Annotated in this window: 22 protein-coding genes; 9 read left to right on the top strand and 13 right to left on the bottom strand. The window is 29.6% G+C overall.

Going from position 1 to position 26,728, the window contains the following annotated elements:
* Positions 1 to 207: 207 nt before the first annotated feature.
* Entirely contained in the window at positions 208 to 3,408 is a 3,201-nt protein-coding gene (locus ACXLDF_RS06015; RefSeq protein WP_457557595.1) for an Ig-like domain-containing protein, read from the bottom strand.
* 600 nt (positions 3,409 to 4,008) lie between these two features.
* On the opposite strand from ACXLDF_RS06015, the gene ACXLDF_RS06010 reads away from it, so the two are divergent.
* Positions 4,009 to 5,067 (top strand): hypothetical protein, encoded by a 1,059-nt coding sequence (locus ACXLDF_RS06010; protein ID WP_457557594.1) that lies wholly within the window; start codon positions 4,009 to 4,011, stop codon positions 5,065 to 5,067.
* 25 nt (positions 5,068 to 5,092) lie between these two features.
* Here ACXLDF_RS06010 and ACXLDF_RS06005 read toward each other — a convergent pair whose 3' ends face one another.
* From ACXLDF_RS06005 to ACXLDF_RS05995, 3 genes are all read right to left on the bottom strand, one after another.
* Positions 5,093 to 5,284, bottom strand: a complete 192-nt coding sequence (locus ACXLDF_RS06005) for a hypothetical protein (RefSeq protein ID WP_457557593.1) — start codon at positions 5,282 to 5,284, stop codon at positions 5,093 to 5,095.
* A gap of 126 nt (positions 5,285 to 5,410) precedes the next feature.
* Entirely contained in the window at positions 5,411 to 6,868 is a 1,458-nt protein-coding gene (locus tag ACXLDF_RS06000) for a hypothetical protein (RefSeq protein ID WP_457557592.1), read from the bottom strand.
* Positions 6,861 to 7,364 carry a hypothetical protein gene (locus ACXLDF_RS05995; RefSeq protein WP_457557591.1) on the bottom strand — a complete coding sequence of 168 codons (504 nt, stop codon included), beginning with the start codon at positions 7,362 to 7,364 and terminating at the stop codon, positions 6,861 to 6,863. Before ACXLDF_RS05995 ends, ACXLDF_RS06000 begins: the two co-directional genes overlap by 8 nt.
* Before the next feature lie 145 nt (positions 7,365 to 7,509).
* On the opposite strand from ACXLDF_RS05995, the gene ACXLDF_RS05990 reads away from it, so the two are divergent.
* The 3 genes from ACXLDF_RS05990 (at position 7,510) to tpiA (ending at position 10,679) form a co-directional block, all read left to right on the top strand.
* Positions 7,510 to 8,898 (top strand): pyridoxal-phosphate dependent enzyme, encoded by a 1,389-nt coding sequence (locus ACXLDF_RS05990; protein WP_457557590.1) that lies wholly within the window; start codon positions 7,510 to 7,512, stop codon positions 8,896 to 8,898.
* A 125-nt stretch (positions 8,899 to 9,023) separates the two neighbouring features.
* Complete coding sequence (locus ACXLDF_RS05985) at positions 9,024 to 9,671, top strand: ECF transporter S component (protein WP_457557589.1); 648 nt, start codon at positions 9,024 to 9,026, stop codon at positions 9,669 to 9,671.
* A gap of 201 nt (positions 9,672 to 9,872) precedes the next feature.
* The gene (gene tpiA, locus ACXLDF_RS05980; RefSeq protein ID WP_457557588.1) at positions 9,873 to 10,679 is read left to right on the top strand and encodes a triose-phosphate isomerase; all 807 of its coding nucleotides are present in this window, start codon (positions 9,873 to 9,875) and stop codon (positions 10,677 to 10,679) included.
* A 134-nt stretch (positions 10,680 to 10,813) separates the two neighbouring features.
* Here tpiA and ACXLDF_RS05975 read toward each other — a convergent pair whose 3' ends face one another.
* The 4 genes from ACXLDF_RS05975 to ACXLDF_RS05960 form a co-directional block, all read right to left on the bottom strand.
* A complete protein-coding gene (locus ACXLDF_RS05975; RefSeq protein ID WP_457557587.1) occupies positions 10,814 to 11,233 on the bottom strand; it encodes a hypothetical protein in 420 nt (139 codons plus the stop codon).
* A 118-nt stretch (positions 11,234 to 11,351) separates the two neighbouring features.
* Positions 11,352 to 13,013, bottom strand: a complete 1,662-nt coding sequence (locus tag ACXLDF_RS05970) for a phosphotransferase family protein (RefSeq protein ID WP_457557586.1) — start codon at positions 13,011 to 13,013, stop codon at positions 11,352 to 11,354.
* 40 nt (positions 13,014 to 13,053) lie between these two features.
* On the bottom strand, positions 13,054 to 13,926 hold the full coding sequence (locus ACXLDF_RS05965) for a tetratricopeptide repeat protein (RefSeq protein WP_457557585.1): 873 nt from the start codon (positions 13,924 to 13,926) through the stop codon (positions 13,054 to 13,056).
* A 177-nt stretch (positions 13,927 to 14,103) separates the two neighbouring features.
* Complete coding sequence (locus ACXLDF_RS05960) at positions 14,104 to 14,337, bottom strand: hypothetical protein (RefSeq protein ID WP_457557584.1); 234 nt, start codon at positions 14,335 to 14,337, stop codon at positions 14,104 to 14,106.
* Positions 14,338 to 14,700: 363 nt separating this feature from the next.
* Between ACXLDF_RS05960 and ACXLDF_RS05955 the strand changes: the two genes are divergently transcribed.
* Both ACXLDF_RS05955 and ACXLDF_RS05950 read left to right on the top strand, forming a co-directional pair.
* Positions 14,701 to 15,126 (top strand): thioredoxin family protein, encoded by a 426-nt coding sequence (locus ACXLDF_RS05955; RefSeq protein ID WP_457557583.1) that lies wholly within the window; start codon positions 14,701 to 14,703, stop codon positions 15,124 to 15,126.
* Positions 15,127 to 15,344: 218 nt separating this feature from the next.
* Positions 15,345 to 15,752: a hypothetical protein gene (locus tag ACXLDF_RS05950; RefSeq protein WP_457557582.1), complete on the top strand. Its 408-nt coding sequence runs from the start codon at positions 15,345 to 15,347 to the stop codon at positions 15,750 to 15,752.
* A 71-nt stretch (positions 15,753 to 15,823) separates the two neighbouring features.
* Here ACXLDF_RS05950 and ACXLDF_RS05945 read toward each other — a convergent pair whose 3' ends face one another.
* The 4 genes from ACXLDF_RS05945 to ACXLDF_RS05930 all read right to left on the bottom strand — a co-directional run bounded on the left by ACXLDF_RS05945 (position 15,824) and on the right by ACXLDF_RS05930 (position 21,587).
* The gene (locus tag ACXLDF_RS05945; protein ID WP_457557581.1) at positions 15,824 to 16,744 is read right to left on the bottom strand and encodes an ADP-ribosylation factor-like protein; all 921 of its coding nucleotides are present in this window, start codon (positions 16,742 to 16,744) and stop codon (positions 15,824 to 15,826) included.
* Between the two features lie 61 nt (positions 16,745 to 16,805).
* On the bottom strand, positions 16,806 to 18,731 hold the full coding sequence (locus tag ACXLDF_RS05940; RefSeq protein ID WP_457557580.1) for a hypothetical protein: 1,926 nt from the start codon (positions 18,729 to 18,731) through the stop codon (positions 16,806 to 16,808).
* Positions 18,732 to 18,803: 72 nt separating this feature from the next.
* Positions 18,804 to 20,186 carry a TldD/PmbA family protein gene (locus ACXLDF_RS05935; RefSeq protein WP_457557579.1) on the bottom strand — a complete coding sequence of 461 codons (1,383 nt, stop codon included), beginning with the start codon at positions 20,184 to 20,186 and terminating at the stop codon, positions 18,804 to 18,806.
* Between the two features lie 15 nt (positions 20,187 to 20,201).
* Positions 20,202 to 21,587 carry a TldD/PmbA family protein gene (locus ACXLDF_RS05930; RefSeq protein WP_457557578.1) on the bottom strand — a complete coding sequence of 462 codons (1,386 nt, stop codon included), beginning with the start codon at positions 21,585 to 21,587 and terminating at the stop codon, positions 20,202 to 20,204.
* A 370-nt stretch (positions 21,588 to 21,957) separates the two neighbouring features.
* Between ACXLDF_RS05930 and ACXLDF_RS05925 the strand changes: the two genes are divergently transcribed.
* Positions 21,958 to 22,674, top strand: coding sequence for a deoxynucleoside kinase (locus ACXLDF_RS05925; protein WP_457557577.1), 717 nt, complete (start codon positions 21,958 to 21,960; stop codon positions 22,672 to 22,674).
* 31 nt (positions 22,675 to 22,705) lie between these two features.
* Here ACXLDF_RS05925 and ACXLDF_RS05920 read toward each other — a convergent pair whose 3' ends face one another.
* Positions 22,706 to 23,992, bottom strand: coding sequence for a Cdc6/Cdc18 family protein (locus ACXLDF_RS05920; protein ID WP_457557576.1), 1,287 nt, complete (start codon positions 23,990 to 23,992; stop codon positions 22,706 to 22,708).
* 178 nt (positions 23,993 to 24,170) lie between these two features.
* On the opposite strand from ACXLDF_RS05920, the gene ACXLDF_RS05915 reads away from it, so the two are divergent.
* Together ACXLDF_RS05915 and ACXLDF_RS05910 are read left to right on the top strand one after the other, a co-directional pair.
* Complete coding sequence (locus ACXLDF_RS05915; protein ID WP_457557575.1) at positions 24,171 to 25,634, top strand: roadblock/LC7 domain-containing protein; 1,464 nt, start codon at positions 24,171 to 24,173, stop codon at positions 25,632 to 25,634.
* A gap of 54 nt (positions 25,635 to 25,688) precedes the next feature.
* The gene (locus ACXLDF_RS05910; RefSeq protein WP_457557574.1) at positions 25,689 to 26,726 is read left to right on the top strand and encodes an ABC transporter permease; all 1,038 of its coding nucleotides are present in this window, start codon (positions 25,689 to 25,691) and stop codon (positions 26,724 to 26,726) included.
* Positions 26,727 to 26,728: the final 2 nt, after the last annotated feature.

Below are 26,728 nucleotides of genomic sequence, written 5' to 3'. Positions count from 1 at the left end.
GCAAGTGACATTTATTTGCAATAAAGTAAACTAATTCGCACTAATTTACATACATATAATAAAAATTTAATAAAAAAAAATTCAGAAAAAAATAAACTAATTCGCACCTTAATTAATTGTTGATTGATTTTTTCATCCTTTTCGATTAATATTTCTAAATCTCTCCATTTTTACTTGTTTCTTCAATTTTTTTCTGTTTTATCTATTTTACTTCTTTTTTCTTGCTTTTTTTATTATTTCAAAAATTGTAATTAACATTACAACGCTTCCTGCACCAACCAACATTCCATAATAACTTTGCAAAATTGAATCTATAGAACTTACAGCATTTTGAATAATTCCTTTAGGATTGGATATATTATATGTATAAGTTGACTCAATTGAATTTCCTGCTTTATCAACAGCGCGGAAAATAATGACATATTCACCATTTTTATAATTTTGAGTATTCCAGATGAATAAATATGGATTTGAAGTTATATTGTAGATAGTTCCATTCAAAACAACTTCAACATGAGAAATTCCACTTCCTTCATCCTGTGCCTCAATTAAAAAACTTTGATTACCCTCAAGAATTTCAGAGGTGGATGGACCATCGATTTTAATTGAAGGTTTAGTTAAATCTCCAAATTCAATTTGATAAGGACTAAATTGTGAACCAGACAATGTTGTTTGATTGAAAATATCTGTTGCTTGAATATAAAAACTAATTATATCACCAAAAATTCGATTTGTAAATATTATTGAATAAAGATTTTGGTCTCCGCTCATTAAACTATATGTCCACGGATTATCATTAACTGAATAAAAGCATGTAACATTTATTATTTGTGAAATATCAATTGCTACTACAGAAACCATTACATCTTGACCCGCTTCAGGATTTGTATTATTTACAATGATATCTGATAAGATAGGTGTATCAAAATCATTATCAAAGAAGACAATTATAGGTTCAGACATTAAAGTATTACCTGCATTATCAAATGCTTTCGCGGTTAAATTTTGCATCTCATTTTCATAAATTCGAGTATTAATATTAATTTCAAATGGAAAAGAATAATCAATTCCAATTAATTCATCTTGAATATAAAACTCAATCCTATTTATTCCACTTCCTTCATCTGAAGAAATTACCTTTAAATCCAAGTTTCCGCTAATTATAGAATTATTCATCGGAGCCATAATTTGAATATTTGGAGGTATATCATCTATTGGAATGAATGTATAGAAATTTCCTCCATTGTTATCTACTTTTTTATTTAAAGAAGAATCGAAAACTTCGATATAATATTCTACTGATACTCCATAATTAAAAAGAGGCAATTCTACATCATATATTTGTTGATAAGTCGAATTTACGGTAGCAATAACATAATTCCAAGTTGTATTTACACGATAAAAAAGTGTCACATTAAGAATTTCAGAATGATTATCGGAACAATTGATTTGCAATTTTGCTGGTCTATAATAAGAAGGTATATTTCTAAAAACGATATCATGTATTTGGGGAGGTTCTTTTTCTATAAAATACAAATTATCAACTATTAAACTTACCCTATTTCCTGAAGTACTAAAAACATATATTGCAACATTTGATAAAATCCAAACAAAATTCCCAAAAGATGCGTTTAAATCATTAGTTAAATTTCTTACAAGATGTTGCCAACTTCCTGTATTATTCATATTATTTATAAAAACATAACTCTTCGTTGAAGAATTTACAAAATTGTGATTAGATCCTTTAGCAATTACATAATATAATTCATATGTATCATTAAAAGTGAGGCGAATGTAAGCATATCCATTTGGATCGTTAAAATCATCTAATCGCCACCAAAAATTAGTCGAAAGGGGAAAATCTAATATTGCATAATTAAATGTTTGATATACATATACTACTCCAATGCTAGAATGAGAAGTAATATTTAATGCCCAATCCCCTTCAAAAGCATCAGAAGTTTTATCAATATAATTTGTAGATTGACTTTCAAACCAACCGACAAATGGTGAATAAAGATCCCAAGTATATTCAAAGCTTGGATTTATAATTGGAGAGATTAGTAATTGAAAATTATCAACTAATAATTCGATCCTTGAGTTAACTTGATGACCTAATGACATTTCAAAAGCGATATAATAAATAGTACAATTACTCCAACCAGCATCATCTATTAGTTTAAATAAATCAAATGTATCATGCACCCATTGATCTTGAATACCAAAATTTGAAGGATAGTAATAAATGTGATTGGATAAATTTAGATATTGAATTTGAGAATTATAATTTCCTAATATAATATCTATATATCGATAACCTTGATTATTCAGCATATACATAGAAACATAAGAAATTTGGTTAGTGTCCCCAAATTCTTGATGAAAAAACCAATCAAATGAAATAATAACTTCATTTAATTTTGTTGGAGAAATTTCATCTTGAATACTAAAATAATCTCCAAAATAGACAATTCCGTTTGAAAATACATTATTATAGCAATTAGCAATAGAAATATTTAAGGATCTATTACCTTCTGTAAATTTTTTTTCAGATGTTTCTATTTTTCCTGGTGAATATCTCATTGAATACCACCAAGTATTTGGAGATTCAAAATCATAATTACTAATATAATTTACATTTGTAGTGTCATTTAGATAACATTCATCTATAACCACTTCATTGATACTTTCTGCTAATTTGGGAGAAACACATCGGAATTCTAAAAAATAAAGATAATATCCAGATGAAGATTCAATGTTATTTACAAAAAAATCAGTAATGTTTACATTAAAGTGATTCCATTGATTTAGAGAATAATTTTGAAATATATAATATGTTTCAGTTGTATTTGAAGCGGAATAAGAATAGGAATGGAGATAATAATTAAAATAATAATTTTTTACACCATTTGACAGTGAAAAACTTATAAAAAAAGAACTGCCTGAATAATTGCAAAAATTAGGTTTTAGAAAAAAATCTAAATCAAATATAATACTATCAGATAGAAAAATTTGATTTGCATTCCAAGAATGGCTTAAATATGAATTAGCCTGAGAGACATTAGTACCTTGAGCTTGAATCAAGCAGGAATATTCTCCTTTATAATACATATCTGAATACGAGAAATTTTGATTCATATATCCACTCGTATATTTTCGATTATATGAATTTGGATAACCCTCATCAGAAACATCCTCAAATCCTGGATTTTTGATATGATTTAGGATTAATTTTTCTGAATTATTCTGTTCACTGCTACTACTTGATGGATTTATAGAAATAATATTATCATCTACATTGTTTTTATTGTAATTTCTATCAATATCTTTTGATGAAAAAAAATCAGCCATATTTGTTGAATCATCCAACAATCTTTCAGATTTATGAGAAGAATTCAAAGAATTCATTATTATTTGCGAAGTTCCATTAATTAATAAAAGAAAAATGATTGTGTAAGAAAATACCGCTCTTTTGAATCTTAACTTTTTTTTTTTTAATATAATACTATTATTTAACATATGATAACCTCATTTTAGTAAAGATTAAAACAAAATAATTTTAATAACATAATTGTAAATTTATAATTTTAAAAATTTTTCTGTTAGTTAATAGATCTATGAAAAATTACAACAAAAAAAAGAATAATTTGTATTCACTGCAGAAAATTGATTAATTCAGAAAGTCAAGCCCTATTTTATTTAAATTCAATTTTATCATGACCTTTCACATTAATCTTCGCCATCTAAATGAGCGTTATTATATCGGAATGTTAGGTGAGGGAGAAGGATTAACGTGAAACTTATTCACACTTCATGATTTTCTTATGGATATTCAATACAAGATTTTTTAAAATATTTTATTAATTCAAATTTTATAATAACTTTACAAAAAGATATTTTTAAAAAAAAAGATAGGTATTTTTACTTATTAAATCTATTTTGTAGATTAACTTATTTTTTTTTGCAAATTTCAAGAAAAAAAAAGATTACCGAAAGGATGATAGAAAATTGGGGAATTTTAAAAAAAAACTTAAAGAAAGTGAATTTTTTCTTTTATCTATACTATTTGTATCAGGATTTTTCTTTTTGCTCTTTAATGGGGTAAAAGCTAAAATTGTATATATATTTCCAATTTTCTCATATACAATTGCAAGTTTTTTCTATAATTTAAATGAAAATTTCTCTTATTCAATTTTAAAATCACCAGTTTTTTCATATAACCCTTTTGGTAATATAATTCTATATGCCCGCCTTAATATTATCAGTTCAATATTACAAGAGATTATTGTTTTAATATGGATTAATGATTTTTTTGAACATTCTCTTAATAATAAGTTATCTACGTTTCAATCTTTCTATAACATGTATGGTTTTTATTATTTTGTATTAGAAGCACTATTTTTCTCTCTAGGTATAGTCATTACTCTAATATTCTCACTTTTTGGTCAAGAAATTAAAGTTTTTAATTATCCAGATTACGTATTATTTGAAAAAGAGACCCAAAATGGAATAAAGAATTTAAATTTTAAAAAATCAAATCATAATAAGTATCTTAAGCATGAAAATAAAAAACATGTAAAAAAACAATTATTTCAAAAACTAAAAGAAAAATTTAAAACCAAATATAAAAATCAACCAGAAAATCAATCAAAAAATCAATCAAAAAATCAATCAAAAAACCATACAATATTATATATTTTTATTCGAAACACATCCATTATTTTGGTTATATGTTTATTAATTGGAATAATACTTATTGCATTTTTAACATATTTTTTACATACAATTATAATTAAATCGAATAATCTCGAAACATCTAATTTTACCTTTGACATTCTATTCTTTTCATTAAATAATAATGAATCTACCAATATCTCAGTTAGTTTTATGATTTTATTTGTAATTGTAATCAATGTTCTTGCAATTGTTATCTATATTCTTATGGTACTAAAACAAATTAAGAAAACAAATCTTTCGTCAATAGAAAATGCATTAATTCAACATGAAATTCAAAATAGGGAAATAATATTAAAAATCTTTGATGAATTTCTAAAAAAGAAGCAATGAAAAATATAAGATAATAAATTTATTTTTACTCTTTATCTAACACTAGTTCGTATTCTCCATTTTCAAGATGACGATAAACAACATTGTTCCCCCATTGATTATGGGTATAAATAATATCACCTTCGATTTTTTCTACTGTAATTGTGTAAGGTAATTGTCGTTTTTCACGAATATCTTCTTCGTAAAATTCGTATTCTTCATTATCCTCTTGAGCCATATTATGCTAAAAGTCTGATTTAAAAAAAATTTTTGGATTTTTAAGTAAACGCTAAAAAAAGTAAAACGATAAAGAAACAAATTATAAAAAAATGCAAAGATCAAGGGAATTAAAAAGAAAATGTGATTATAAATCCTTTAAAGCATCAAGAATATCAACAATTTTCTGGCCACTTTCCCTCAGTGTTTTAAATAATCTTGTTAACAACTCAGTTGATCCTGCTAGTGTCTTATATAAAAGCATTAGACTAAATTGCATAGGAACACTAAAAATTGCTCCTGAAATAATCATCATCTGCTGACTTAATTGACCATATAGTTGATCTCGCTTTGATAATTGTTGATCTAAGAATGATTGAGTCATTTCATTGTTAGATTGCTTTCCGTATTGTGAAATTTCTTCATACAGATTTGATTTTAATTCATTAAAAGGGATTCCCAAATCTGATAGAGCTTTTTGTGTTCCAAGATAAAATTGAGTTAATATTTCTTCTTCTGAAAATTTCTGAAAGTTTTGAATGAACGACTCTGGAGCCATTCCAGTTAAAACATCTAGGATATAATCCTTTAGATCATGAATAACAGATAAGGGAACAAACTTAGTTGAATTTTCTTTTATAAATAGAAAAATATGACCGTAAACGCGCTTAATTTCATCATTCTTGAGTAGTTTCTCAAGATATTGTCCTCGCTCATTTAAAAGATGAAGACTAATAAAACCGAGAACTTGCAGGAATTTTGCTTCATCATTAGTGAAATGATCGAATAATTCATATGGAGTCATTTTTGCTGCTTTTTGAATAATTTTTTTTAAGGGAACCCGAAGCAATCCAGCAGAATCTTCCATCATTTCATCTAGTTGATCGATATCAATTTGATCGGTAATTTTTGCCCAAAGATCATCTGCTCTTGATTCAAATTCAGTTTTCTGATCTAAAAATTGTTGGAAATACTTTTCTTTGTCAAATCCCTCAATTAATTCAAAATCCGGAAATTCTTCTTGAGGAATTATCTGACATTGAAATTCAAAATATGAATCACCATGTAAAGAGTTTTTTGTATTTTTTAAAACAATGCGCTGATCTTTTCCTTTAAGTGCTAAAACAAAGCTGCTACATTGGGTTAATAGCCCAGCCATTAATGATCCATAACAATTTTCATTATAGAAAAATTTGTTCCAAGGCAGATTATCGCGCGCCTTATCCTTTCCGATGTCAAAACTCATGGGATCTACCTTAATTTTGTAATTCAAAATTGGTCGTTCTGGATCAGAACGATCCCATTCAGTTGTATATGATTGCATTGGAGCTCCAAAATAAATTTGCCACATAAGAGGAATATATTCCAGTACTTTCTCTGGATTTGAGGGAAACATTCGGAAAACAGCGGCTTGACGTTGAGCACTCTCATCTGCGGCGGTAAATCCTAATTTATAGCTTAAATCGACCACCATCTTGGGATCATTTGTAATCTCATAAAGTTGTCGATAAATTTCACGATAAAATAATTGGTAAAATAATGATGGAACATGTCGACCCAAAGCAGTTCCTGCTTTTAATGCAATCCATTTAAAAGTATTACTCATCTATTTTATCCTCCATTTTAATTTTGAACTCATGAATACAAGATTTATTTCCCAATGCCTTGCTTTCTATTACTTCACTACTTTCAATTTGATATCCCAGTCTTTCTAAAATTTCTTGAATCATTGCAATACTTATATTGCACCCTGGAATTGAAACATCTTGATATTTATATTTACATAAGGCACAATTCTTATCTTCAACATAAATATGTTTTCCTTTTTCAAATACATTCACTTTACTACTTAATGTAAGTTTATATAATTCTTTAATTAAATCTTTTAAATTTGTTGAAACAGGAGAAATTTCTAAAAAGAAAGTGGCACCTATATTGGTTCCCATAATTTTTAGATTCCGAAATATTTCTTCATCGGATAGATCAAAGCGTTTCATAATTCTTTGCAACCAATATAAGGCATTGCGCATTTGATTGAATCCCATTCGTTTTGTGGCTAAAGCCTTGCGAGTATATTCAGATAATGGAGAATCGTCTGTCATGAGAAGTACTTCCGAGATCTATTAAGTGTTGCAAACATGTATTGAGTACAAGGAAATATGAAAATTCTAATTTATTTTATTTGGCTTTATTAATTAAAGTAAATTTGATCACTTAATCTTATTATATTTAACAGAGAATGTTGAAATGAAAAAAAATCTTGGACAACCCAATAGAGTATTTTGGAAGAGCAAACCATTTTGTAATCAATGTAAAATAGAGTGGGAGGAACCTTTCTTATGGTGTCCAGAATGCAATTCATTACTCGAAATTCCTCCAATTAATGCACAAAAAACCCCGAAAATGGACTCATTATGGGCTTTTTCAGGATTTTTCCCTAATTTTTCGCGATGCATCACATTAAATGAAGGATTCACATCTATTATAGATATTAAGAATATTCCGGACTTGAAAAAACTCAAAATGAAATTGGAATTTCGTAATCCTACAGGTAGTTTTCGTGATCGAGCAGCTGCACTCCTTGTTTCTGATGCATTTTCGCGAAAATTTTCAGAAATTCTTACTGTTAGTACAGGTTCGTTTAGCATCAGTATTGCAGCATATACTGCTCGAGCTGGACTTAAATCGATCAATTTTATTCCAGAAAATATTGAATTGACCAAAATTGAACAAATGAAGATTTATGGTTCAGAAGTGCGATTTCAAGGTAAGAATTTAGGTGAAACTATGCAAGATGCCCAAGAATATTTAAAAAAACACTACTCAAAAGAATTATATGTTCCACTACCCAATCAGAATATTTTAACAATTGAAGGTCAAAAATCAATTGGATTGGAAATTGCCCTTCAAAATCCAGATATTGAGAATGTAGTGGTTCCAAGGGGTTCTGGCACTCTTCTTTATTCATTATATAAAGGATTTATAGATGCTCGAGAATCAGGATGGATTCATCAAATTCCAAGGATCTTTGCTGTAGCTTTAAAAAAATCAGCAGATTCTCATCTGGTTGAATCTTTAGATATCAATGACCCTATGCTGCTATCTGAAGTTAGTCGTATATTACAGGAAACAGGAGGAAAAGAAATACTAATTTCTGGTCAAAAAATGGCAGAACAAGCCATTGAATTAGCAAAAAATGAAGGAATATTTATAGAACCTGCTTCAGCATCAGTACTTGCAGGAGCACGGAGAATGAAGGAAAATTTAGGAATTGAATTATCCCGTACCTTGACATTATTAACAGGTTCTGGAATAAATGCAATGAATTTATTTGCTTCACAAATGCGGAATGTAAAAAAAGTGTTGTGGGGAGTAACCGCTACTTCTACTAAAAAATTTGAAATACTTAGGGTAATTGCTGAAGGAAAAGCTCAGCATGGATATGGAATTTGGGTCGTATTGGGAAAAAGAAATTCAATTCAATCAATCTACCAGCATATCACTCAACTCGAAAAAGAAAACTTAATTGTTAATACTCAGCCTAACAAAAAAAGAGCAAATTTCGTACTTACCGATAAGGGTAAAGAAACTTTTCTAAGAATGAGAGAATTAATTGAAGTTCATGGTCAAAAATAGCACATCTTAATAACAACTATATTTCTGCTACTTTTTACAATACTCAAGTAGAAACTTTAATATATAGTTGTAACTTTAATATCATGATTCCCAAGATCAAAATAGGGAAGATGAAGTGAAAATCAATGACTGAAAACTATGATTCTCATCCATATAATGAAGACTTAGCACAAGAAAGAACAATTTTCAAGGTTATTGGTGCTAATGATTCAATTAAGGTCGCAATAATGGCACTTATGACTGCATTAGAAACTGTTGCAACAAGCATTCTCAGTGTTAATATACCTCAAACTAATGGATATTTCAATTTAGGTGAATGCATTATTTTTATTACAGCAATTCTTTTCGGAGCCTATATAGGCGGATTTGTTGGAGGAGTAGGCGCTAGTTTAGCAGATGTGTTTTTAGGTTACTTTTCGTTTGCGCCAATAACATTAATCGTTAAGGGTTTGGAAGGTTTTTTTGTTGGTTGGGTATATGATAAAATACGAAAAAATCCAAATAAAACCAAACGATTTGGAATTAAATTTATTGCAATAATTTGTGGTGCTCCTTTTATGGTAGGAGGATATTTTCTAGCAGAATTCTTTATCTTTAACTTAGGATGGGGTGCAGCTGCAGAAATAATCCCAAATCTTATCCAAGTCGGAATGGGTACACTAATAGCAATTCCTATCACAGTATTACTTGAAGAAATACCACAAATTGATCAGTTAAGAGAAAGTTTACTTATGAAACCTCCTATTGCTCAACCGGAGCAAATTCAGAATTGAATTATAATAATTTCTTAACTTTTTTCATTTCTTTCTCTTTTTTACCCTTTATTATCCCATTTTTCATAATTTAGAAAATAGAATTTCCTTTGCTTTAGTGCAAATAAGTTCTTCTTGCTATTATTGCGAATATGAAAAATTTTATTGGAATTCAACATAATTTGTATGTAACCCAAAGTAATTATTACGGTGAAAGTAAAAATGAATCAATTTGTGCTGGGTGGTAATTGGAAAATGCAAATCATCAAGGTTGAAGAGGCAGTTTTCATTGCTAAGGAAATTGCGCAAGCCTTAGATGATATTACTCTAAAAAACGTTGATGTTTTTATCGCACCTTCATATAATGCGCTTTATTCAGTTGGACAAGCAATTAAAGGGAGTAAACTTAAATTGGCAGGGCAGAATATGTATTTTCGCGATAAAGGCGCATTTACAGGAGAAATTTCTCCAGATTCACTAATCGATTCTGGTTGTGAATATGTTATTCTTGGACACAGTGAACGTCGACGAATATTTGGTGAAACGAATGCCCAAGTTAACCAAAAAGTAAAAAAAGCACTTGAAAAAGGATTAAAACCAGTCTTATGCATTGGTGAAACTGCTCAAGAACGAATAGATGGTAAAATGCAAGAAGTAAATAAAGAACAATTAGAAGAATCTTTAGCTGATATTGAACCAGAACAGATGAAAAATATTGTAATTGCTTATGAACCTGTTTGGGCAATAAATAACCCATTTCTAAACCCAAACGTTGAAATTAAAACAGCCACACCTGAACAAGCAAATGAAGCCCACTCTTTTATTCGATCATGGTTAGTCTCTAAATATGGAGAAATAGGAAATGAAATACCACTTCAATATGGTGGATCAATGAAACCAGCCAATTGTGATGGTTTGCTTTCATTACAAGATATTAATGGAGGTTTAATTGGTGGTGCATCACTTTCTAAAGAGAAATTTCTTCCTATAATTCAATCAGCAGTAAAATTTAGCGAAATTAATCAGTAAATTATTCAATTAAATAATTGTAATTACAATAACAACAAAAAAAAAACTAATCTATACCTTTTTTTTTAGGTGTGAAGAAGTTTTACTTCAGCATCTTTTTCTTTCTATATTAATCCACAATATTTAACCTTAACCTATCTTTCAATTATTATGACACCATTACTCTTCATTTTATATTTAGTTCCTTTAATAAAAATAAAAATTTCTTCTTCACCATTTTCATTAATTTCAGCCCCAATAGATCCTCTTTCTTTGAAAAGCATAGCGTTTAGTTGGGTTGCGTTTAAATTATTAAAATTAAGAATATCGTGTGGTAAACTCTCTTTATTGTGGCGAAAATTAGATTGGATTCGAGCAATATTAAATGATTGTCGAATGCGATGGGCTAATTCTTCAAGGATTTCATCTACATGCGATTCCAAATGATCTATTGATTGTAAACCGAAACCTTCGGTCCACACACCTTGTCTCGAACGATGTTTTGTACGTGCAATTGTATCCACCATTTGTACCAATTCATTAAATGAAAAATCTCTAAAATTGTCTCTTTTCATTATTACTCTCCCCCTTTTAAGTATTGTTTAATTTTTTTTTATTAATTTATGTATATTTTTTATTGTGATTTAGTTGTTTATTTCATCTTTTAAAGATATAAATGCTTTGATTATTGATTTATATATATTCTTTAAAAAGCTGCAGAATTTTCTCTGCAATATTATCAAGCTTTTCTTGAAAATCTGGGGAAAAAACTTCAAGATCAGATTGTAATGATTCTGTTAGAATATTTTTGATATGAAATATGACTTCTCTCTGAGTATCTTCATCGAAAATTATTTCAGGCATGGAAGTAGGATCTTCACTTAGTTTATAGGTGACAGTTTGTAAATACTGAGGAAAAGCTTTCTCAACACGACTGAAAAAATTCTTATTTGATTCATATTTTTCAGGATTATCTCTCCTATTCGCACGTGCGTAAATGTATAATTTCATAGCTGCAAGAAATTCATAGAAAAAGACTCTTGCTTCAAAATCATACTTTTCACAAAATTTCCAATATTCTTCAAAGAAAAATCCTCGTTCCTTTTCTAAATTCTTATAGAGTTTAAAGAAAAACAAAGTCCATCCAAGATCTTGAGCTGGATCAGAATAACAACTCATCTCCCAGTCAATTAGTCCTGCAATTTTTGTACCGTTGACAATAATATTACTTGGACGCATGTCTCCATGTATAAAAGAATATCCTGAAAGTCGTAATAATGGTTTATGTCCTTTAAACCATTTCCATAAGAATTTTATATCAGTATGAAATTCTTCATGTAACTTAATATCCTTAAAAGATTTTAGTACTTGGGCAACTTCGCTGAAAATATAATCAGAAAAAATCATCCGTCGGGTAGATTTCACATTAAGATAATATGATTGAAATTTTTTTGTTCTGATATTATGTAATTTGCCAAGAATTTTAGCCAAATCAGCCAAGAATTGTCGGGTTTCTTCTTGTGTAAATGTATGAATAGTTTCAAGCACTGGTTGTCCAGGTAACTTTTCTAAAATAAGAAAACGATAGCCAATATAAGAAGGATCTTCTTCATAGAGATAAAATTTAGCTTTCGGAATATCCAAATCTTGAATTTTTTGTAGATTCTGCGATTCATTTTGAGCTTTGATGAGATTTTCATTACGGGGATAAATACGTAAAATATAAATTCGAGTACTTTCTTGATTTTCAGCATTAAAATAATGAACTACGATTTCAAAAACTGCATTGTTTAGTCCAAATGCTAATTCTTTACAATTTAGAATTTCGATAAATTTCTCCCCTGGTTCCATTAAAACTTGACCACGTCTACGAAACCAAACTCTGTGTTGAAGATATTTATTTACCCGTTTTCCAACAGCTCTCGAATTTCTTAACCCTAAGGAAATTCTCAGATGATGAATAATATTTTCATTTGGAAGATCTTCTAATAATAAAAAAGGAAAGCCCAATACTTGAAATGAAGATTCTACCAAAATTTTTCCTAAAGGATAGATATCTAAATCTTTGATTGTCTTTATTTGTCGTAAATCTAATGCCATTTGATTATGTTTTTTTGCTTGCAAATAAAGAATTAATTTATATTTCCGACTGTCAGGAATACGATCTGATGTTGTATATAAAATATTAAGATCGATTATCGCATTCTTAGCATTTTGTTCAATAATCTCCATCCGTTCAATATCACGGAATTTTTCATGAGAATATAGAAATTTTCGAAGAATTCGTCGTCTTTTTAAGTATTTTACTAATGGAGGGAGTATTGAATCTAAATTGTCCAGTTTTTCTCTCTCCATATTTGAATAATCACAAACTCAACCTTAAAAAGTTGCTGTCCTATTTATTAGAAAATTGAATTCGCTTCTCTAAATCACGAAAAATTCCTATAACCTCTTTATCTGAAAAATTTGGAGCTAAACGTTTAAATTTCAAATAATATTCATAAGCAGTTGAATATCTTCCCATATTATATAGAATTAGAATAATATTCTTTAAAGCGGTAATATTTTTTTCATCTAAAACAAGTACTCTTTCAGCAAATTGCTTGGCTTCTTCAAAATTTCCTGTTCCAAATTCTAAAGCGGCAATTCTATTTAATATTAATTTGTTATTCGGTTTTTCTTTCAAAGCCTGTCGAAGATGGTATAATGCTTTTCGATATTGTGCAGAAAATTCATATGCTAATGATATAGAATAATGTGCTTCAGAATATTCCGGATCCAATTTAAGAGCTTCCTCAAAACTTTTTATTGCTTCAGAATTAGAGTCAATCTCAATATAAGCATTTCCTAAATTATTCCAAACACGTGAATCGGTCTTATTAATTTGTAATGCTAACTTATAACATTCAATAGCCTCACGATAAAGCGATTTTCCTTTCTTTTTTGCCAAAACCTGCATGGTTGAACCCATATTTAGATATAAGCCGTACATTATTCTATCATATTCGATCCCTTGTACATCAGAAGGAATTTCTCGTATTTTTCTATAGTAACTTAATCCTTTATTTAATTCTCCTAATTGTACATAAGTCAATCCTAAATGATAAAACTTTAAAACTTCAAAATTCGGTGAAGTTATATGATGAAAAAAGAGTAAGGCTTCACGATACTGCCCTTTACTGTATAATGAGAGCCCTCGTTCGAATATCACTTTATCATCTTTTCCTTTGTATTCAAGAGGGAGATCTTCTATTTTGTATTTATCCATTTACAGTCAAAATAGGTAAAGGAAAAAAAAAGATAAATTTATCCTCTTTTTATTAGAAAAAAAAAGTTGAAAGTGCTGAAATATTAAATTCCCAGACAATCGGCTTTGTGTAAATATATTCTCCTTTTGTGTTGTAAAGTTTTGGAATATATTTCATTCTTAAAGGGAATTTTGGAGTTATGTATCAGATGCGCGGGACCTCTTCCTTTGATTTTTTGGCGGAATTAAAAAAAGATTTCGATAAACAGCCCAACCACTTAATACAATTTGTGCCTCATTCCACCATTCTAATAGGGAATTCTGAATTAAAATTGGAATTGAACATTTTTCATGAAATTTTTCAGTGAAATTTTTAGCGAACTCATCATCATTTTTGATACTATTTCGTGAAAGAATGCTTGTCAGCGCCACTCTTGATTCCCCGCATCAACCTCTATAAATTTTTTCTGTAATTAATACAATCGGGAAAGAAATTCCTTCCATTTTTTCTTTAATAAATTGTATTGCTTCTTCAGAGAACTTCATGATAATTACCTATTGATCCAACAACTTCATCCAATAAAAATTTAAGCCATTCCTTCATTAATCTTTATATTTAACTAAGCTTCAATTTACTTATACATTTTTAATTAACAATTAAAAAAAATTATAAGAAATAATTAAACTAATACATAGTATGGTCAAAAAATTGCACAACCTTTTTATATATTGGTTACTTTAACTTTATTAGAGTTGGAATTCCAACTGCAAATAAAAACTAGTGTAGTGAATACTATGGCAGATGATATGGAATTAGAACTTATTCGCAGAAAAAAAATGGAAAAAATGATGAAAATGAATCAAACTACTATCCCAAATGAAGTGATCGACATTACATCTGTTGATCATTTTAATCAAATTGTTAATGACTATAAAGATAACCTCGTAATCGTGGATAATTGGGCAGAATGGTGCCGACCTTGTTTGGCCTTTGCTCCAACATACCACGATCTTCAAAAAGAATATCATTCAAAAGGTGTTCTATTTACAAAATTAAATGTTGATCATCATCAAGAGATTGCTGCACAATTTCAGGTAACTGGAATTCCTACAACATTATTCATTCATAATAAGAAATTAGTGCATAGACAAGTTGGAATGGCACCAAAACCTCAATTTGCTCAAGTTATTGATGCAGTATTAAAAAAGGTCCAAAAATAATTGTACCTTACTTTTTTTTTAAACATTATCAAGATGAGTTCATCAAGTAACGCTTGCTATATATATCTAATAGAAAAGAACCTGCAAAATTTATTCGCACATCTTAATTAATAAGCTTAACTTATATCAGAATGTTCATCAAGGCTACATAATTTTACTCATCTTAAAAATCGTAACTAATTATTGGGAAGATTCGTATGGATACCATAGGGGTATCAATGGTTGATCAAACACAAGTGGATGAATTTGTTCAAATTATTAGGTCTGTTTTTAGGTTAACAAAGAAAGAAGCAGAGTGTTTCCTAAAATTGAGGAGATACGGTCCAGAAGGAACTTGTGTTCAGAATCTTGTAATTCAAACAGAATCTGAAAGAAGTGTGGAACAAAAAAAGTTAAAAAAACTACTCCATTTACAATTAGTTACTCGAGAAGCATTGTCTTTAACTGATTTTCAAAACCGATGCTCAGAAAATAATAGAAATGATTTAATTCCCAATACTAAAAAGGGATATCTTTATATCTACAGAGTTATTCCAGATTCAGAGTTAATTGCAAAAATAAAAGACATAACAAATCAGTGGTTAAAAAATATTAATAACTTTCTTTTACCCTTAACCGAAAATTAAAAAATGGAAAAATTGAAAATGGAAGAGTATGAAAAAAAGTGATTTTTAATTTTTTAACTTAATTTTAAATTTTAAAAAAACATTAGTATTTTTTCGATATGGTCGAGTAAAGATTTTACACTATCCTTCAATGTTAAAACATTATAGACTTTTTCAGGTTTATAACCAACAAGAAGGTAAAAATTTTGATCTTCTTCTCCAACAATACGGTGAGCTAATAACTCAACACCTTCTGATTCAATTGTGAATTCTCCAGCATACAATTTCAGTTTTTTTGGTTCAAAAGCTGCAAAAATTTCTTTGGCAGCTAATTTAAGAGTAGTTTGATCAACATTTTCTGGAAAATAACTACCCAATTCAACTAAATCCTCAGAATAAAGCAAAATAAACTCAATTTGGCCCTCAAAATTGTTATTCTTTACGAACTCGCTTAAAATCACTTCAGTATTATCTGTTAAGATGGTATTTCCTAAGACTGCGGTAGACATAGCATGAATTATAGAAATTGGATTGAATATTGAAGTTTTAATAACTTCTGTTTTTAATGGTTGTGCCATTGTTTTAAGCTTTTCACCAAGTGTTTTCACATATTCCAATGTTTCAGTCTCTTTTTCTAAACCAGGATCAAATTTATGAAGCAAAATAAAAAGAATTACATCTGAACAGTATTCTAAAAGAGCATTTCTAATCATTTGAAAATAATCTAACGCTTCAGAAATTGAGTTTTGATCTTGAATATCAACAACAAAATAAACTTGTTCTATATTAGAAAAATAAACACTTGCGCGATTCAAATATCGCTGTCTAAACTTAATTTGTCCCCCAAAGTCCCACACAATCAAACTTTTTCCAAAGAACGTCATCTTACTTCTTTCAATACCTTTGGTGGGTTTAAGTTTTGCGAGTGATTTAAATTCTCTTTGAAATGTACGAATAATACTTGTTTTACCTGAATTTTGGATACCTAAAATTGGAATTTTTTCCTCTGACATGAAAATAACCTCTATTTTCTTATAAGTTACTTAGTTAAAAATACATTTAAATGGTAATATTTTAACGAATTTTTTTATAAAAAAAGAAAACTGAGCTAAAGGCAATTAGTCCAACAATATAAAATCCGAGATTAATTGCATTTACTCCAGGTATTACAATAATATTAAAACCGAATCTACCAACATATAGACCATCTGAATAAAACTCTACAGCGATAAATCGTTCAAAATTGTCTTCTTCCAAAAATTGAAAATTCCATTCGAAATATTCCATGGTTCCATTATGAAGAGATAAAATTGTTTGATTTATAGGATATTCTTTAGAGAGTTTTGTATTTTGACCGATAAATTTTAGGGTTAAATTGCATGTTTGATTTTCCAAATAAAAATTTCCGATTCCAACTTCTAAAGAGAGAGAGATTTTATCAGATACTACTATGGAGGAGTAGTTAGCATCTATTGATGAATTAAAACGACTAGGAATAGATTTGGGAGTATAGTTTAATTGTGAAATAAAATTATATGCATTGGCAAAGCGCGAGTTATTTTGTAAAAATAGAAGATATTTGTATGAATAGTCAAATAAATCCCAATTTGGAACAACGATCATTTTAGGATTCGGAATATACTTATATTGATTGGCAGAAGCAAGATTTTTCTGGGAAGAGAAGGTATATATTGGTTCGATTGCAAATGTTGTAGAAGTAAGGTGAAAATAAATTAAACAAATGGAATTTGATGGAGATTTTCCAATAACTAATCCTTCAAAAATTTCAGATATTCCAGGTAAAAAGGCATATTTCTTCTCAACAACAAGAGTTGAATTCAATATTTGAAAAACCTCTCCATTAAAAGAAATATTCTGAATTAAATTTAAGGAAGAATCCAATTTTAAATAATTTAATCTCCAGTTTGATAAATTATTTTTTTGAAGCCAAAAGACATGGGAATTATTTAATGAATCGGTAATTAAATGCGGAAATTGCAGCGATTCAGCTGTAGATGTATTCACAAGGAGAGAAAAATTGTGAAATTGTCCTGCAGTGAAATTGGTATAGAATGTGGTGGTGTTAAACCACTGATAAACATTTGTAGTAAAGTTTTCTGAATTGGTAAAATTCGACTCAATTAAAGAAGATTGATTAAAATTTGACTGTGTATATAAAGTAGTATATTCTAACGTTTCCAGACGATGAAAAATAGACGAATTATCTTGAGGAGGGGTATAATCAGTTTGTAAAAGAAATTTTGTTTGATGATAGTTTTCAATGCTAAGAGTGAAATCTATTGGTATTATTCCTTCTGGAAAAACTGCCCGATTTGAGGCGAATTCAAATTTTATTTCAGATTCATATGAGACGGTTTGATTCATTAATGTAGAGTTGAAATATGTTGCATTAATTTGAGTTTGGTGCATAAATGAATAAGCCGGATACATGTATTCCAAATATGGATTTTCTGGATTAGTTGAATTTAACCAAGCAATATGAGGTTGGTTTAATTCATCGATTTCAAAATGCAAATTAATATTTAGAAAGTTTGAAGGACAAATTAAAGTTTGGAGCCATTCGGATTGATTTGAAAAAAGATAAAAATAGCCTACATTTTCAACGCCGACCAAAATTTGTATACTTCCATGAGAACCAATTTGAATTTTAGGGTTTGATAATGATTCTGAACGATTAAATATTATCTGAGAATTGATTAACTGCCATTCAGAATCATAAGTAGATAAAGTAAGGTAGTGAAGAAAATAATCATAATCGATTGAAACAACATACCTATGACCATTAGGCCCGATATCAAGATTGAATTGATTTCCAGTAGTTAAAACTTTCGGAAATGAGACAACAATCGGATTAACTTTCATTAGTGGTTCTTTTGACATTGATGCGGTTACAATCGGCTGGATTTGGGTTGATGCAGATAAAATTAGAAAACTTGAAAAGATCAAAAACCAAAAAATGTTATTTATTTTTTTTTTCATAATTAAATTTCACCACATTTTACCTAAATCTTCAGTATTTATACATTTTTAAATTCTACAACGGTAAAAAGATTATAGAATTTCTGAAGATAAACGTAATCCTTTAAATTTAATATAAGGAACTTTTGCATTCATTACTAAGCGTGTTTCTTTAGAAACTTCATCTATATTATTTAGCATATCGTAAAAATTTCCAGAAATTATTCCTCCTCTAATAGGTGTGGTTAATTGCCCATTTTCAATCATATATGCATTATCAATAGAAGCAGCAAAATCGCCACTAATAGCATTTGGATGAAGCCAAGGGAAGTTTATCACTAAAATTGCTCTTCTACAATCTTCTACAATTTCACGTAACTGACGTTTACCTGGCTCAACAACTAAATTGTTTATTTCAATACTAATAGATCCACCACGTTTAGGTTTCAATTGGGCATTTCCAGTTGATTTTCTATTTAGCAATGTTGCATATTTTTGATCAAATAAATAATGCTCCATTATTCCTTTATTAATAATTACAGTTCGTTGTTTTGGATTCCCCTCTGAATCCCAAGCAGAAGTATTTAAACCACCCTCAATTAAACCATCATCAATTAATGTGAAGAAATTTACTGCAACTTGTTTTTGACAATGAAAACTAGATAATTTTTCATAAAAAGCTCGTGCTGATGCCGCATAGCCAACAGTTGTTAAAAGTCCTTTTCTTACTAATTCAGGTGCGAAAATTACATCAATCATTTCATTTTTTTGTGGAGGTTGTGCATTTAAAGCATCCTTAGCTCGTGTAGCCCATTCAGGAACTAATTGATCAAATTTTAAATCCCTAGCAAGTTTAACATAACCACGAGGCCAATATTCCGCAATTTTTCCTTCCTTTTCTGCCTTAAATGAAAATTCATAAGAGAAATTGCTAGATTTCTTTAATTTTTTAAATCCATTACTGTTAATAAGCATTTTTTGCTTTCGAAAATAACGAAAATGACCTGATGTTGTTTTTGCAGGGATAATTTCTCGAAGATTTTGCTGAATCTCTTTTCCTTTACTTTCAAGAAATGAAACTGGATCTTCCCAAATATTTTTATCATATGTAATGGGATCAGCATAAATTTTACCTGGAGATACTAAATCATATTTTGGTTCGATATTAAATTGAGTCAGGGCTTTAGCTTGTTGAATTGCTTTTTGAATTTGGGAAGGATTTGTTGCATTTAGATTTATTGAGCCAACACCCATTGTTTTAGCATCGATATCTTGAAATACACGGATAAAATATGATAAATTACAATAGTTAGTTTGTTCTTCAATATCTGTTTTTCTATAATGGATTCCATTGATACGTTCATGAAATAAATATATATCCCATTTTGTGATATTTGCCTTTTTTATTTCCCGTTCAATTACTTGGGCTAAGTTTTCAATGGAATAAAGCGGATAAGATTTATCGTTGTAATTCATATAAATACCTCCAATTTATCCTGGACTAACAAAACTGCGATGAGCTTTTACGTAAACCCCTCCATATGTCACTGGTACCCATTCATCTAAGCCTTTTCTACTATTAATTCCAGAAAATTGAATTGGTCCTTTTGAAACTGCATCGATGGATAAAAATAAATCTCTTGCTTGTCCAGAAATTGCCACACCCTTGACGCGTTTCTTTAATTCTCCATTTTCAATTAAATATCCAGAAATAGAATTACATTGCACAGAACCATCAAATTCTTCTATTCCATAATCCCCATTCTCAACCAGTAAACCGTATTTTATTTCTCTGATCATTTCTTCTAGAGTATAATCTCCTGGTTCAAAAAATGTATTTGAGTTTCTAGGATAAATCGGATGTAAGAAATTTTGACGTCTTCCATTACCGAATAAAGCATCGGGCATATCTAACATGGTTGCAGTGATTCTTGAATGTAAATAGTGAGTTAAAATCCCATTTTCAACCACAGGTGTTTTTTTATTTAAAATTCCTTCATCATCAAAATAATAATTCCCATATGCACCAGTTTGGGCAGAATCACTAATATTCACTAAATCTGAAGCAACGGGAAGATTAAAATACCGTTTCCAAAAACTTCGATCTTCAACAATGGTGTCTGCTTGAACACCATGCCCAAAAATTGCATGTGCTAACATACCTGCTACAGAAGGATCACATATTATGGGTAAAACTCCGCTGGGAGGTAAATCTGCTTGAGCAATTTCAATTGAATCCTTAACAAATGATTGAATTTGTTCTTGGGATAAAGAGTTGAAAATTTCCCAGCCACCTTGACCACTTACACTCATTTTATTTGAATCCACTTTACCATTTGATTTTACTACAGAAATTATTTGAATCCCTAATCGAGGCAAAACTTGTCGCAATCTACTTCCTTCTGTATTTAAAAAAATCCTTTCTTGAATTGAATCTTGAAAATTGATAAATACATTTTTAATTTGAGGATCTTGAGTAGAAATTTCTTTGTATAATAAATTAATTTGATTTATTTTTTCTTGAATTGGAATCGCTGTGAAATCTTGCTTCATAGAAAATTCTTTATCAAATTCATTTTTTGGATAAGAAATTAAGTGAATATCTGGAAAAAACTCCAATTTTGGAAGAATTTGTGCCACTTGAGATTTTAAACGAAAAATATCTGGATGAGAAATCTCAAAATATTTTTTTCCATTAAATATCCGAAAAACAAAACCTCGCATCTTCGGCTTAACATTAGATGAAGTACCACTTTTTGATTGTTTTATGGTTAAAACTGCCGACGAATCAAAAAGAATATCTGCATAAAAATGGGACGGGACCGAATGAATAATATCTTCCATGTGCGCAATGATTTCTTCTTTTGTATGAATCACTAAATCACCGTGCCTATATAATGTAGAATATTAAGCCTTACCTTAAGAGCTTTTTTTGTATTTTCAATAATCATGTCATTTTTTATACTGAGAAATGAAAAATGGAAGAAAAATCTTTAATTAAAAAATAATTTAATTTAGCCTCATTATTTGTTTATAAGGAAAATGTAACTCTTAATTATATTTATCATTAAATAATTAATTTAATAGTGAAAAAAGAATTCACTCATTGGTAAAATAAACTTTAAGAACTCACCAAAAAAAAGGGGAACTTACAACGAAACTTTATAGAAATCCTAAAGAAAAAACAAATGCATTTAAATCTATACTCAAAAAATTTCCAGAACCCCAAAAAAAAAATAAAAGAAATGTGAGATCAAAACAAAATGGTTATGTTTTTTCCTTAGCGGGAGTTCATGGTGTGGGAAAAACAACTATATATGAAATTCTCAAAACAAAATTTAGTGAATTCCACAATATTAGATTATATCCTGAGCGTTTGCGATCTGTTCCACCTGTTCCATTTGGGTCAAAAAATAAGCAGACTGCTTTTAGGGCTGAACTTCATTACCAACAACAAATGATTGAACGAAATCGTTTAGTTGAAAAATTTGTACAGAACCAACGAGATCATATTGCTATTCTCGATCGCAGCCCCCTTTCAACCTTGGTTTATGCACTAGCCTTAAATTTACCCAAAATAGATTATGAATTAATATACGACACTTATAATTCAGTCTCCTGGCAGAAGGATTATATAATTTACTTATATGCTGAACCGAAAACAGTTATGAATAGAATATATCGACGGGGTTCGCTAGATCCTCAGCGTGAAAAATGGAATGAAGATGATTTTAAATATCTTTTAAGAGTACTCAATAAATATTCTGAAATTTTTGAAAATTTCAAGTTAGTATCGAAAAAGAGATTAATTAAAGTAAATACAGAAAAAAACACACCTCACGAGACTGTTGAACAAATTATTCAAATAATTTCTGAAAAATCAGGAATCAGACTAAGAAATATAAGTATTATTCCCAACAATCAAAAAAAATTAACTCATTGGCTAAATACTTCATTATATTAATAATTCAAGCAAAAAAAAAAGATTTTTATCTCTATTTTTCTTCAGGCATTATTCCAAAGGACATCTCTAAAATTTGGTTTATTTCTTCCATTGGAAGTGAAAGAAAATGAAAAGAAAGATCATTCCTCTCTTTTAATTCCGTTTTAATTAAATCAAAACTATTTTTCTTATTATTAAAATGGCTACGTTGTAAAATTTGAGCACGTGTTATATTTTCAAACCTTTGCTGAAATTCTCTCGAATGAAGAGTAAATCCCATTTCATCTGCTGTCATTTGATATGCTTTTTTGATTTCAATATTTGAAATATAATAATTGTTTGGGCTTTTAAAGTAATTTACGAGATAGTCTAAAAATAACCTTTCTTCCAAACTAGTTCGCATGACATAATCTGTCATAGCTAAAGAATCGATTGAGACTCCTTCAAAATAATATTGTGAAATTTTCCTTATGTCTTCAGGAAGTAATTCCCCTTGTTCTTCAACTATTGGATAGATCCGCTTCAGTAAATTAATGCAACTTCCAGGGACTTTTGTTCCATATTCAATAATATAATCCACTAAAAGTTTGATTGCTTCAGGTTCTAATAAATTGTGAAACGCCATGATCGATCTTTGGCTTGTAATTTCATATAATTCCGAATTACTAAAAATGTTTAAGTGAATTCGATGATCTAATTGAGTATATTGATTAAATGCATAGAATTGGTTCCCAGTATCAATAGATGTTATAACATGCAAATTTTCTGTTTTCTTGGCAAAATTTAGTATTTTTGCAATAATTTCTTCTTTAACATACTCAATTCGTTGAAGATATAAAATAATTGGTCTATTACTTTTCTGAACAAGATATTTAAAACTGTTCCACAAAGAGATAGCATCCCATTGAATTACATCTGATAAGTTGATTTGAATTTCTAATTTATCATTCAGATTATGCAATATTTCAAACAAAAGTTGCCCCAATTCTTGATCTCTACAATCATTTGAAATAATAATAGGAATCTCTAAGCAACTTTCATCGTTTATTGGCTGAGACTGGTACCATTTAAAAATTAAGTTAAGAAGAAGATTCTTTCCTGCACCTTGGAGTCCATAAAGAGTTAAATTTGTGGCATATTCATCTTCTAAAGCATCTTTTAAAATGCCATATATAAGTTCACTTTTTTTTCGGCGGGGTACAATTTTTGGAGGAATAAAATTTGAGTTGAAGATTGCACGGGGCCCAATATAACTTGGAATGGAAGCATCAGCAATAGAATTCAAAAAATCGGCGAAGCTTAAAGAAGCTATTGCAGATAGATTTATTTCGTGAGACATTACACTTTATGGTATCTATATCTATTTAAAGATCGAGAAAGAGGGGGTTCAATGAAAGTAAAAATATATTGACTTAATTTCATCTGAAATCTATGAAAAATTAACCTAGACTATTTTTAAGGGAGTACTTCTCTTACTCTATATATAAATAAATAATTTGGATTTGAAAATTATGGCCATGGTGGAGCCCGAAATTGCAACAGAATTAATGCAAGAAATTCAAAAAATAGAACAAGGTTCAGATCTCGAACGAATTGCTGTTATTAGCCGTATCGGAATGGCAATTGCAACATCACATAGTGATGAAATGGATGCAGATGCAGAAACTGCCAGCAGTTCAGCATTAATTGATTTGGCAGAAAGATTAAGCAGATCAGTCAATCATGGGAGCCTTCGAGAAATTTTGGTTAAATCGGAACATGGTTTTGTTATTTTACAATTTATAAATGAAGAATACATGATTTTCGGAGGAATTTCAAATCCACTTAGAATTGGTTATTACATGGAATATCTCCGGACAATCGCACATAGATTTGCATTTATTTTAGCAGGTAAACAAATGACTGAAGAACTTCGAAAAGAAATTGAAGCAAATCGAGATCGCGATTTTCGCTTAAAACAAGAAGCTCGCACACCATTGGCAGAATCATTTCAAATGGACAAAAGTAATGATACAGACAAAAAAGCGATGGAAGGTGTACTTGCATTCTTAAATCAGTGGGGTGGTGAAGAAGAGACACCTGCGAGTCCGAATAATATTGTTAGCATTGATAATGATCTAATGATAGGTTTAAATAATTTGGATAACCTTGCCCCAAAACCAATTTCTCAAGAACAAGTTCAACAAGCTCAAGAAATAATGATAAATAAACAAGAAGCAGATTCTTTAAAGCAGCCTACACAACCACAAAATATGGAAGATATTTTCGCTGCACTCGATAGTTTTGCTTCAACTTTACCAACGAGTTCTTCTTCAAGTTCTTCAGCTCCATCAACTTCATCATCAAAATTGGATGAAGATTCTATGGAAGATTTAATTTCAACTCTTGATGAATTTGCCTCAGAAGCAAAAACAACTGTCGGTCTTTCTGATGTACCTGCAACTACCACACCAGAGACAACTATATCCATCGAATCTTCAATTTCAGCAGGGGGTATCCCAGAAGATATTCTTGCAGGATTAAATGATTTAGCAGAGATCTCAACCACTAAAGTCACCTCATCAAAAACTCGTAAAAAACCAGATAACTATCCTTATGGGATTCCAATTTATGAAGGAGAAGTTCCTCCAGTTCCGCTGGATGATTATGTGTCTTTTGAAATTGGAAGTCTTGCATCAGTTCATTCATCAAATCAAGACAATATTCAAGAAACCCCAATTTCGTCATCATCTAGCAATCTTTCCGAACCGTATACAGCAGCATCTTCAAAAGAAATGGAAACACCAACTATACCAACTAGTGCAGAAGTTTCTCAAATCGCACCAGAATTTGCAAGTTTAGATACTGAAGAAGTTTCAAGTCCAGATTTTGACGCTATTGCTTCAGAATATGATGATGTAGATCTTGAAATTGAAGAAGATGCTATGTTACAAGCCTTAGAAGAATTAGATTTTGATAAAATTGGTAAAGAAAAAAAGTGATTTTGATAAAAATGTACTAAAAACTTTTAAGAAAGTTATGAATTTTTTTAACAAATGCCCCCCACACTACAAAGATCTGATTTAAATCGAAAAGAATTAAAAAAAAACACTCAAAATTTACCTGAATATATGAATTTCAGAGAACAAATAAAAGAATTAAAAGAGCACTATATACCATTTCTATTTTTACCCACTGCTAAAGATCCTACGTTAACTAAAAGAAGAGAAGAATTGGAAAGATTTCATTCCAAAAGAAAATTTATTAAACGTTTGCAAAACCCTTTGACTCTTTTTGGGATATTTATCATTTTTATTATTTTTTCCTGGGCAGTTTTTGCTCCTTTAATAATTACTCAAGGTTTTTATGAAGTTACGGTTGCAGATTTTTCAACATTACCTAATTTACCACCATCAAAAGATCATATTTTTGGTACAACAAGATTAGGAATGGATGTGTTCGCACGATTGGTTTGGGGTGCTCGGCCTTCTTTGTTTTATGGAAGTTTTATTGCTTTTTTAAGCGCTTTTATTGGAGTCTTTTTTGGCTTATTAGCAGGTTATCATTCAGGAATAGTTGATAATATTATTATGCGTTTAGTTGATATTATGATGGCTTTTCCTTCATTGATATTAATTGTGCTAATTGCAGTATGGTCGGGTGGAAATGAATTTATAATTTTAATCACTTATGGTGTTTTAGGATTTGCAGGTTACACCCGAATGTTACGCGCTTTAGTATTAAGTGAGCGAAATAAAACATATGTCCAAGCAGCAAAGGTAGCAGGTGCCAGTAATTTAAAAATACTTTATAAACATATTTTACCTAACTGCCTTGCACCAATTATTGTTTCTCTTAGCTTTAGCATTGGCGGGGTAATTTTGGGACTGGCAGGATTAAGTTTCTTAGGATATGGATTTGAGAATTCTGCTGATTGGGGTACTGATCTTAACATTGCACATACAAAAATTTTTTCTGCACCTTGGGCTGCAATCATTCCAGGATTTGGAGTTTTTATTGCAGTGATGGGATTTATGCTTGTTGGGGACGGATTAAGAGATGCACTGGATCCCCGATTACATAATAATAACTAAAG

Source organism: Candidatus Harpocratesius sp. (assembly GCF_054039255.1).
The sequence above is the reverse complement of the archived record's forward strand: the minus strand, read 5'-3'. Positions and strand labels throughout refer to the sequence as shown.

Bases quoted from the DNA above. Each gene is read 5' to 3' on its own strand.
- ACXLDF_RS05970 (WP_457557586.1), bottom strand. From the start codon at position 13,013: ATGGAGAGAGAAAAACTGGACAATTTAGATTCAATACTCCCTCCATTA.
- ACXLDF_RS05910 (WP_457557574.1), top strand. From the start codon at position 25,689: ATGCCCCCCACACTACAAAGATCTGATTTAAATCGAAAAGAATTAAAA.
- ACXLDF_RS05990 (WP_457557590.1), top strand. From the start codon at position 7,510: ATGAAAAAAAATCTTGGACAACCCAATAGAGTATTTTGGAAGAGCAAA.
- ACXLDF_RS06000 (WP_457557592.1), bottom strand. From the start codon at position 6,868: ATGAGTAATACTTTTAAATGGATTGCATTAAAAGCAGGAACTGCTTTG.
- ACXLDF_RS05995 (WP_457557591.1), bottom strand. From the start codon at position 7,364: ATGACAGACGATTCTCCATTATCTGAATATACTCGCAAGGCTTTAGCC.
- ACXLDF_RS05965 (WP_457557585.1), bottom strand. From the start codon at position 13,926: ATGGATAAATACAAAATAGAAGATCTCCCTCTTGAATACAAAGGAAAA.
- tpiA (WP_457557588.1), top strand. From the start codon at position 9,873: ATGAATCAATTTGTGCTGGGTGGTAATTGGAAAATGCAAATCATCAAG.
- ACXLDF_RS06005 (WP_457557593.1), bottom strand. From the start codon at position 5,284: ATGGCTCAAGAGGATAATGAAGAATACGAATTTTACGAAGAAGATATT.
- ACXLDF_RS05955 (WP_457557583.1), top strand. From the start codon at position 14,701: ATGGCAGATGATATGGAATTAGAACTTATTCGCAGAAAAAAAATGGAA.
- ACXLDF_RS05915 (WP_457557575.1), top strand. From the start codon at position 24,171: ATGGTGGAGCCCGAAATTGCAACAGAATTAATGCAAGAAATTCAAAAA.
- ACXLDF_RS05940 (WP_457557580.1), bottom strand. From the start codon at position 18,731: ATGAAAAAAAAAATAAATAACATTTTTTGGTTTTTGATCTTTTCAAGT.
- ACXLDF_RS05935 (WP_457557579.1), bottom strand. From the start codon at position 20,186: ATGAATTACAACGATAAATCTTATCCGCTTTATTCCATTGAAAACTTA.
- ACXLDF_RS05985 (WP_457557589.1), top strand. From the start codon at position 9,024: ATGACTGAAAACTATGATTCTCATCCATATAATGAAGACTTAGCACAA.
- ACXLDF_RS05945 (WP_457557581.1), bottom strand. From the start codon at position 16,744: ATGTCAGAGGAAAAAATTCCAATTTTAGGTATCCAAAATTCAGGTAAA.
- ACXLDF_RS05920 (WP_457557576.1), bottom strand. From the start codon at position 23,992: ATGTCTCACGAAATAAATCTATCTGCAATAGCTTCTTTAAGCTTCGCC.
- ACXLDF_RS05975 (WP_457557587.1), bottom strand. From the start codon at position 11,233: ATGAAAAGAGACAATTTTAGAGATTTTTCATTTAATGAATTGGTACAA.
- ACXLDF_RS05950 (WP_457557582.1), top strand. From the start codon at position 15,345: ATGGTTGATCAAACACAAGTGGATGAATTTGTTCAAATTATTAGGTCT.
- ACXLDF_RS06015 (WP_457557595.1), bottom strand. From the start codon at position 3,408: ATGAATTCTTTGAATTCTTCTCATAAATCTGAAAGATTGTTGGATGAT.